The organism is Candidatus Zixiibacteriota bacterium (assembly GCA_026397505.1).
Classification (GTDB): Bacteria; Zixibacteria; MSB-5A5; order GN15; family PGXB01; genus JAPLUR01.
Window position 1 is genome coordinate 1 of the sequence record JAPLUR010000111.1, and the last position, 7809, is coordinate 7809.

Annotated in this window: 6 protein-coding genes; 5 read left to right on the plus strand and 1 reads right to left on the minus strand. The window is 50.2% G+C overall.

All coding sequences use genetic code 11. From position 1 onward, the window contains the following. The 5 genes from NT002_11390 to NT002_11410 form a co-directional block, all read left to right on the plus strand. Positions 1-690, plus strand: a 690-nt coding sequence (locus NT002_11390) for an alpha/beta hydrolase (protein MCX6829867.1), incomplete at its 5' end; no start/stop codon positions are given. Between the two features lie 34 nt (positions 691-724). Beyond that, entirely contained in the window at positions 725-1279 is a 555-nt protein-coding gene (locus tag NT002_11395; GenBank protein MCX6829868.1) for a hemerythrin domain-containing protein, read from the plus strand. Positions 1280-1548: 269 nt separating this feature from the next. Next, positions 1549-2301: an outer membrane beta-barrel protein gene (locus NT002_11400; protein ID MCX6829869.1), complete on the plus strand. Its 753-nt coding sequence runs from the start codon at positions 1549-1551 to the stop codon at positions 2299-2301. A 42-nt stretch (positions 2302-2343) separates the two neighbouring features. Further along, positions 2344-3912: a T9SS type A sorting domain-containing protein gene (locus NT002_11405; GenBank protein ID MCX6829870.1), complete on the plus strand. Its 1569-nt coding sequence runs from the start codon at positions 2344-2346 to the stop codon at positions 3910-3912. A gap of 95 nt (positions 3913-4007) precedes the next feature. Beyond that, positions 4008-5597 carry a T9SS type A sorting domain-containing protein gene (locus NT002_11410; GenBank protein MCX6829871.1) on the plus strand — a complete coding sequence of 530 codons (1590 nt, stop codon included), beginning with the start codon at positions 4008-4010 and terminating at the stop codon, positions 5595-5597. Positions 5598-6169: 572 nt separating this feature from the next. On the opposite strand, the gene NT002_11415 is transcribed toward NT002_11410, so the two are convergent. Then, the gene (locus NT002_11415) at positions 6170-7576 is read right to left on the minus strand and encodes a hypothetical protein (protein MCX6829872.1); all 1407 of its coding nucleotides are present in this window, start codon (positions 7574-7576) and stop codon (positions 6170-6172) included. Positions 7577-7809 lie beyond the last annotated feature (233 nt).

A 7809-nucleotide genomic window follows, 5' to 3' on the forward strand; every position in this document is an offset into this window, starting at 1 on the left:
AATGACAACATTAACCTGGAGGCGTTATTTTTTGCCCCCGACACAGGTATCGCAAAAGTAAAAGGGACGGTGATACTGCTTCACCCCGATGACACCGACCGAACCAGCCTGACAACATTTATTCCCGCGCTGCTCGATTCGGGTTGGCAGGTGATCATATATGACCAACGAGCCTGCGGCCTTTCCGGCGGGAAATATCATTATGCCGGAAGTTATGAGGGTGACGACCTGGAAGAGATCATTGCCTATCTGAATCTTCGTGAGAAGCTTCATCAGCCGCTGGTGGCGGTCGGCTTTGAACTGGGCGCCGATGCCGCTATGTATGCCGCCGGAACCGAAAGGCGGATCGCCGCTGTCGTGGCCGTAAACCCCTATTTGACCACCAGCCGCTGGATTGCGGCGCGCAAAGAAAAAATGGGCGCCCTTTGGATTCCTCTCTATAAGATGATCTATTTCTGGTGGTATCAGAAACTCTCCAGTTATCCTTTCGACCGGACCGGCGCCGGCGATATCACGCCGGTCGAAACCAAGACCGTTATTTTCACTGACTCAAAAACGGCGGTGACGGCCGAGATAGTCCGAATCAAAGCAATTTCATCCCCTGAGAAACTTTCCGCAGAAAACATACCAGCCTCCCCGGATGAATTTGTTGCAGCTATAACCATGTCTGTCAATAACCTGGTTCGATAAAAATGCTGACCCAGGAGAAAATTCCCGGAACTTTATGAACCCGATAGAGACTCTGAAAACCGAGCACCACCTGATATTGAGAGTTCTCGATGCTCTCGAAAATTACGCCACCAAGGTGCAATTCGGCGTCGCGGTAAGCAACGGCGACCTGCAGCAATTCGTGGCCTTCAACCGCCAGTTTGCCGATGCCTGCCATCATGGCAAAGAGGAGCATATCCTTTTCACCGCCATGACCGAAAACGGTTTTCCCCGTGACCGGGGGCCGATTGCGGTGATGCTGGCCGAGCATGCCGAAGGGCGGCGGCTGGTCGGGATTCTGGCCATCATGGCCGAGAAAGCTGAGGCCTGGAGCGATGACGACCGGGCGATGATTACCAAATCGGCCCTGGCCTATGTGCATCTTCTCCGCCAACACATCAAAAAGGAGGACAATGTTCTCTTTCCGGGCGCCGAGGCAAACCTGCCGCCCGAGGTGATGAAACAGATCGGCGAAAGATTCGAGAAATTCGAGCAGGAGGAAACCGGCCCCGGCGCGCATGAGCGGTTTCATACTCTGGCCGATTCCCTCATCGCCCGCTACGCCAAATAGCCTAACAAGCTCCAAACATCTGTAGGAACAGGACATTGTCCTGTCATCAAGTAAGGTCTTGCAAATCCCGAAGGGTCTTGCGAGACCCTGCTCGCGGCTTCAATAGCCGCAGGGGCACAGTGGGCCGTATCTGTCTCCCCAGACAAAATCGCTTGACTATGCCGTGGAATAATATATATTTACATCGATAATTATCCTTTCTTCAAACCGGGAGGGAAACGGATTTATCTTATCTGGTTGGCACTCTTTGAATCATAGGGGAATCGGCTATGAAAAAAATCATTCTCTTTGCAGTAATCTCTATGTTGTTACTGATGCTCTCACTCGCTTATGCGCCTGCTTGCGCCGGGACAAATAAATTTGAGCTGGGCTTTGGCGCCGGGTGGGGAAGTTTCTCGCTTGGCGATATCAACGACCACTATATCGATCAGTTTGCCCGTCCGTGTGCATTGCTTGAAAATAATATCGATGCCGGTCTCAATACCGCCGCGGAACTGGGTTATTTCCTGACGCCCAGTCTGTCGCTGCATCTTGGATATATCTACCTTAAGGGGAGTACGGATGCGGAATCGATGCTTATTCTCACAGATGAGTATGGCAATTATATCGGCGAATGGAAGACCAAACTTTCGCTCGGCACTTCAATTTCGGCGCCGGCCCTTCGGTTCCGATATCTGCTTCTTGACAAGGATTGGGATATCTTTGTCAGCGGCGGCGGCGCCTGGTGTTTCGGGAAAGCGGTTATCAAAGCGGACACATATGAGAATATAAATGCTGTTCCCACCGTCCTTAAGTATAGGCTTACCAGATCGGCACTGGGATATTTCGGGACCTTCGGTCTCCGGTTCCGAATTACCGATAGATTTGCATTGAACACCGAGGCCGGATACCGCCATTTCAAAACCGGCACGCTCCGGGATGCCGACGGCGAGGATTGGATAATAGATTTCGACGGCCCGAACAAAATCAGCCTCGACATGAGCGGCCCATATTTCCTATCCACGCTCTCTTTTGGCTTTTAATTACAGATGGACTATCTCCAGCTGAAATGACGGGAATGAACTATGTATACAAGAAAGCATTCTGGTTATCTGGTGACTTTGGGGGTCGTCCTTTTGCTGCTTGCGGGGCTAAATTGCAGTAAAGACTCGCCGCTGACCCCGGTGGAGAAGGCGCCGCCCAAAATCGGTTCTTCGCCTACGGTATTGGACATCTCTATCGGTATTGTCCTCAATCAATTGCAGGGGCATAATGCTTCTGTTTCGATATCTCTTGATTCTTTTTCTCTGGGTGATTCGATCGGTCTCGGCGGTTTTGACTTCCTAGTGGCTTATGATGCTTCGGCCCTGATCTTTATTAGTGCGGAGCCGGGCGCACTGATCGACAACGGCAAGTTTGAGTATTTCACCTATCGTTTTGGTCCCAACGGTAACTGCGGCGACAGTTGTCCGTCAGGTATGCTGCGGATCGTTGGTATGCGCGAATACAACAACGGCGTTATTAATCCCAATCATGTTGCGGGCCCGGGCGAACTGGTGAAGTTGAATTTCTTCATCAGCAACGACCGGACTCTGGAATGCTTCCTGCCAATTCAGTTTTATTGGCTGGACTGTGGCGATAATACTGTGGTGAATGATCAAAACACCCGCCTATTTCTCGCTAAGGCGGCATTTGATTATAATGGATATGAGTTGAAAACCGATCATTTCTCCGACTATTCTCTCCCGGCCGACAGCTGCCTTGCGTCCGACACGGCTAATCCATCTCAAACAGTTTGGGAGCATTCGATAATATATCATAATGGCGGCATTCAAATTATATGTGACGATCCAATCGACGCTCGCGGAGATATGAATCTGAACCATATTCCGAATGAAATCGGTGATGCCATGGTTTTGACCAACTACTTCATCAATGGTTATGCGGCCTTCACGATCAACGTGGAGGGTCAGATTGCCGCGTCCGAGGTTAACGGTGACGGGATTGCCCTATCCGTAGCCGACTTAGTCTATCTGATCCGCATTATCGTTGGAGATGCCTTGCCGCTGGCGAAGATCTCGCCCGATATGGTGGCTCAGTTCTCCACCGATGGTCAGGTGGTTAGGGTGAATACCCCGACCCCGATCGGTGCCGCCCTGTTCGTTTTTGACGGTCAGGCCTATCCGGCCCTGGCCGATGCGGCCAACGGCATGGAAATCAAATACGGGTTTGTCAACAATGAGACCCGTGTCCTGGTTTACAGTATGGACCGCGGCCGCGCCATCAACAGCGGCGACGTGCTGAATATCAGCGACTCAGCGACCCTGCGGTCGGTTGAAGCGGCCACCTATGAGGGTGCCATTCTGGCCACCAACAGGTCGTTCCAACTGCCGACAGAATTCGGTATCCAGCAGAATTACCCCAATCCATTTAACGGTACAACGACCATAATAGTCGCCATGCCGGCCTCTGACACGCTGAACGTGACCATTCGCGATATCACTGGACGACAAGTGATTGCGTGGGATGGCGTCTTTGAGGCGGGTTATATCCCAATTGTCTGGGGTGCTTCCAATTTGCCGGCAGGAATTTATCTTTGTACTGCAACAGCGTTTGAGAAAAGCGCCACGATTCAGATGATTCTGACCAAATAATAGAATCGCATCTGAAATCGCTTGACATCCGCGGATAATAATCTATATTTAAGTCGGTAATCATCTGTTAATCTTACGGAAAGGGCGGTCTGAAAATGTCAATTGGAACCGGAAGGTATGCCACGGCAGGATGCCTTATTCTATTAGCATTTCTGCTCCTTCTGGCCGGATTCAACTGCAGTCATGACACACCATTTATGCCGGTTAAGAGGGGTTTTTCCGGTGGGCAGGATACTCTGCCACCGATATCTGTCTCTATAGAGAGACTTAATAGTCAATTACAGGGTCATCATACCCTGGTGCCGGTTACGCTCGATAAGTGGTTTCCGGGCGATTCTATCGGCACTGCAGCATTTGATCTTCTTATCGGGTACGATGCTTCCGCGCTCACTTTCATGGGCGCTGATGCCGGTATCCTGTTTGATAAGCCGGGGGATTATGAATGGGAATATTTTACTTATCGTTTCCAGCCCCGTGTTGATTGCACCGACAGCTGCCCCTCCGGCATGCTCCGCGTCGTAGCTATGGCCAACCAGAATGACGGCCCGCATCAGCCGCTCGAGACCCATGTTCCGAATGGAACGGTCCTTTTCACTCTGGATTTTCTTATTTCCAACAATAGAGCACTCGAGTGCCAGTTTCTGCCGATCCGATTTTTCTGGACCGAATGTGATGATAACAATTTTGTGGACGACCCGATTGAGCAAATCTTTTTTGCCGGGAATGTCATCGATTCTGACAGCGAGACAGTTGCTGACACTATTTTCCCCGGCTATAACGGCCCGCCCGATGGATGTCTGGACAGTTTGCATAATGGCCTGAGTTATGAGCGCGCCATAACTTTCCGCAGCGGCGGAATCGGCATTATCTGTGCCGATAGTGATCAATTCCGCGGAGATGTCAATTTTAACGGAATACCCTTTGAAATTGGCGATGTCGTAGTCTATGCCAATTACTTCATGAATGGCGAGGAAGTATTTACCATTGACCGGGATCAGCAAATCACGGCCAGCGATGCCAATTGGGACGGCATAACCCTGACCGTGGCCGATCTGGTCTATATTATTCGCAAGGTCGTCGGCGACTGGAATCCGCGTCCGGTGCCGCCAGATGAGACGATGAAGGCCAGATTCTCCACCCATGATACAATTCTTTCGGTCAAGACCCCGGTGCCAATTGGAGCGATCCTGCTGGTTTTTGACAGCGTTATCTCACCCACGCTGTCGCCGCCTATATCGCAGATGAGTATCCTATCGGCATCCGAAAATGGGATAACGCGGATTCTGATTTATAGCCTCCAACCCGGACTGGCCATAGAAACCGGCGATTTGCTTACAGGCATAGGGGGAGCAAACCTTATTTCGGCCGAGGCCTCCGACTACAACGGCTTTATCCTGAAAACCGACCGCTCATTCCCGAAAGTAGAAGGCTTTGTCCTTTTCCAGAATTCTCCCAATCCATTCAGCGGAATAACGACCATATTTATCAATATTCCGGAAAGCACCACAATCGGTATCACGATCCATGACTGGGCGGGCCGGAAAGTATATGAATCGGAAAACGCCTATTCGGCCGGTCTGGTGGCTGTCCGCTGGGATGCCCGCAACCTTCCCGAGGGAATTTATATCGCCGCGGTCACAGCCGGAGACAGAAGAGGCGTTCTTTATATGACACTTCAGCGCTGAAATAAGACCGCTTAGGTCTGAAAGCCCGGATCGGTTACCTCTACCCGCCTTTCAGTCCACGCCACCACACTCTAATCGCCCTCCCCGCATCTTTCCCGTAAATCGGGGGATGCTTTCACTATTCCGCTTCCTGGCTTTCTTGGCATTTCAAAGCGCGAGACTAATCGGATTTTAGTCGAACCGGAATTCCTGGGGATTTCCGTAATAGTATTTGGGCCGATGACACATGCCACCGGCCCATGTTTGGTTAATCAAAATCATTATGATGGTGAAGGGCAATTCGGCGCAGGGCCTCCTTTGTATAAATAGTTTATTGGATAAATTATATCCTCTATATTAATGATTCCATCGCAGTTAACATCAGTTTCTGCTAAACGGGGCGACGGGGGACACGGCTCTATAAGTAATTGAGGAGAAAAACGGGTACTCCATCGCTGTACCCGTACCGTTGAGACTTAATTATCGGGGTTCTCCATTCCTCAAGAGAGGTATTTCGGAACGCTGGACAACCATCTTCGGGAAGCTATCCTGAAGACAGCTTCCCGAATTTTCGCATGATGAAATTTATCTTATCACATTGGTCCGCAAATCGGAGCAGGACCGCCCTGATACAGGAACTTGATGAGATAAGTCACATCGGCAATGTTGGTTATCCCATTACCATTGGCATCCCCTTCGGGATACCTGCCAACGCCACCCTGACAAGGAGGCTTAGGACCACCCTTATACAGGAAGTTGATAAGGTAAGTAACATCCTGAATATTAACCAGCTTGACAGCATCATGGTTAGCATTGCCGGCCTTGACACAGCAGGAAAGTTGGCTGGTTATAAGATCCGTGGCAACACCTTCGACATGTACGGTGTCGATGGTACCTGAATCGGGAGGAGAGAGAGATTTGAAGACCAGATAATCACATGAGTCAAGAACTTCGGTTCCATTGTCCAGCCATTCTAAAAGCTCATACATCCTGCAATACTGTGGCCACACCTCATGCCATAAATCACCGGCTCTTGGTACAATAGAAACCATGCGGGGATTGCCATAAACGTAATCGTAATAGGCAGTATCCTGCAAACGGGTAACAGTAATGGTCGTTGTTATATCCTCAATATGCTCCAGCGATGTACTTTGGTTACCCTGATTTCTGAATCTGATTGTATCGCAATAACTAAGTATGCCATCGCCGTTATCCCACCATTGATCGACTACCCAATTCCGGCAGTAGACCGGGTAGAGCTCGTGGAATGTATGGCCAGTGGGATTTTGATCCGGAAAATACCCATCTTTGCTGTGGCGATTAGTACCGGGTGTTGGCTTACGGGCCGGGGATTCGGATAGGGCGAAGCTGATTTCATGCTTTTTCCCTCCGAAATTCAGGAGTCCGTCACCATCAATGTCTCCGACCTCAACCTCAACTTCCTCCAATCCTTTATTATCGGCAGGGTCTATATCGGTTTGCTCTCGATCATGTTTATATTTAATCCATTTTTTACCCTTGGTAATGCCGGCGCCAAAAACGCGGACATTGTGTGCGCCTGCCCAATTGCCGGCCGCGTTTGCCCAATTAATGGAGATTTCAACATCCTCGCCACTTCTAATCTGCTCGTAAATCCATTCCCACGTGGGGCGAGCGCCGTCGAATTTGGAAGTGATCCCGCTAGCAGTGTAATCAGCCGCAGGAATGGAATCCCCGTCCGGGTCGCCGGGACCAAGAGTCAGACCCGTTCCTTGATGCTTGTGGACCAGCTTATTAGCCAATCCATTGGCGGCCAGATATGCAAACTTGCCGCTTAACATATTTTTGGGGTGAACCCCACCACCTTTGGTTCTATCGCCGGGCACAGGGACATTTCTATTCATATAATCATCAAGTTTCCCGACCAAAGTATTATCACCTCTGAGCCCCTGAGCGTGAGCCTGTGGAACATTAATGCCGTATTTATCTTCAAGGAATTGAAGGCTATTAGCGACCGACATTGGAACGCATTGATTTGTCGCACATTGAACATTTTCACCGGGGGCATTTTTCATTACGGTTTCAGAGTCTGGTCCCACAGGATTGAGGTTAAAGTGGACTGCACCCCTGAGACTGGACACAAAAGGTTAGGAGGATTTGGCACGGATTGGTATTTTGATACGAGGAAAGGATGGTGCCATGAATCCGAAACGGAAGTTCAGTGTGGAGCTGAAACGGCAGGTGGTAGAGCAAC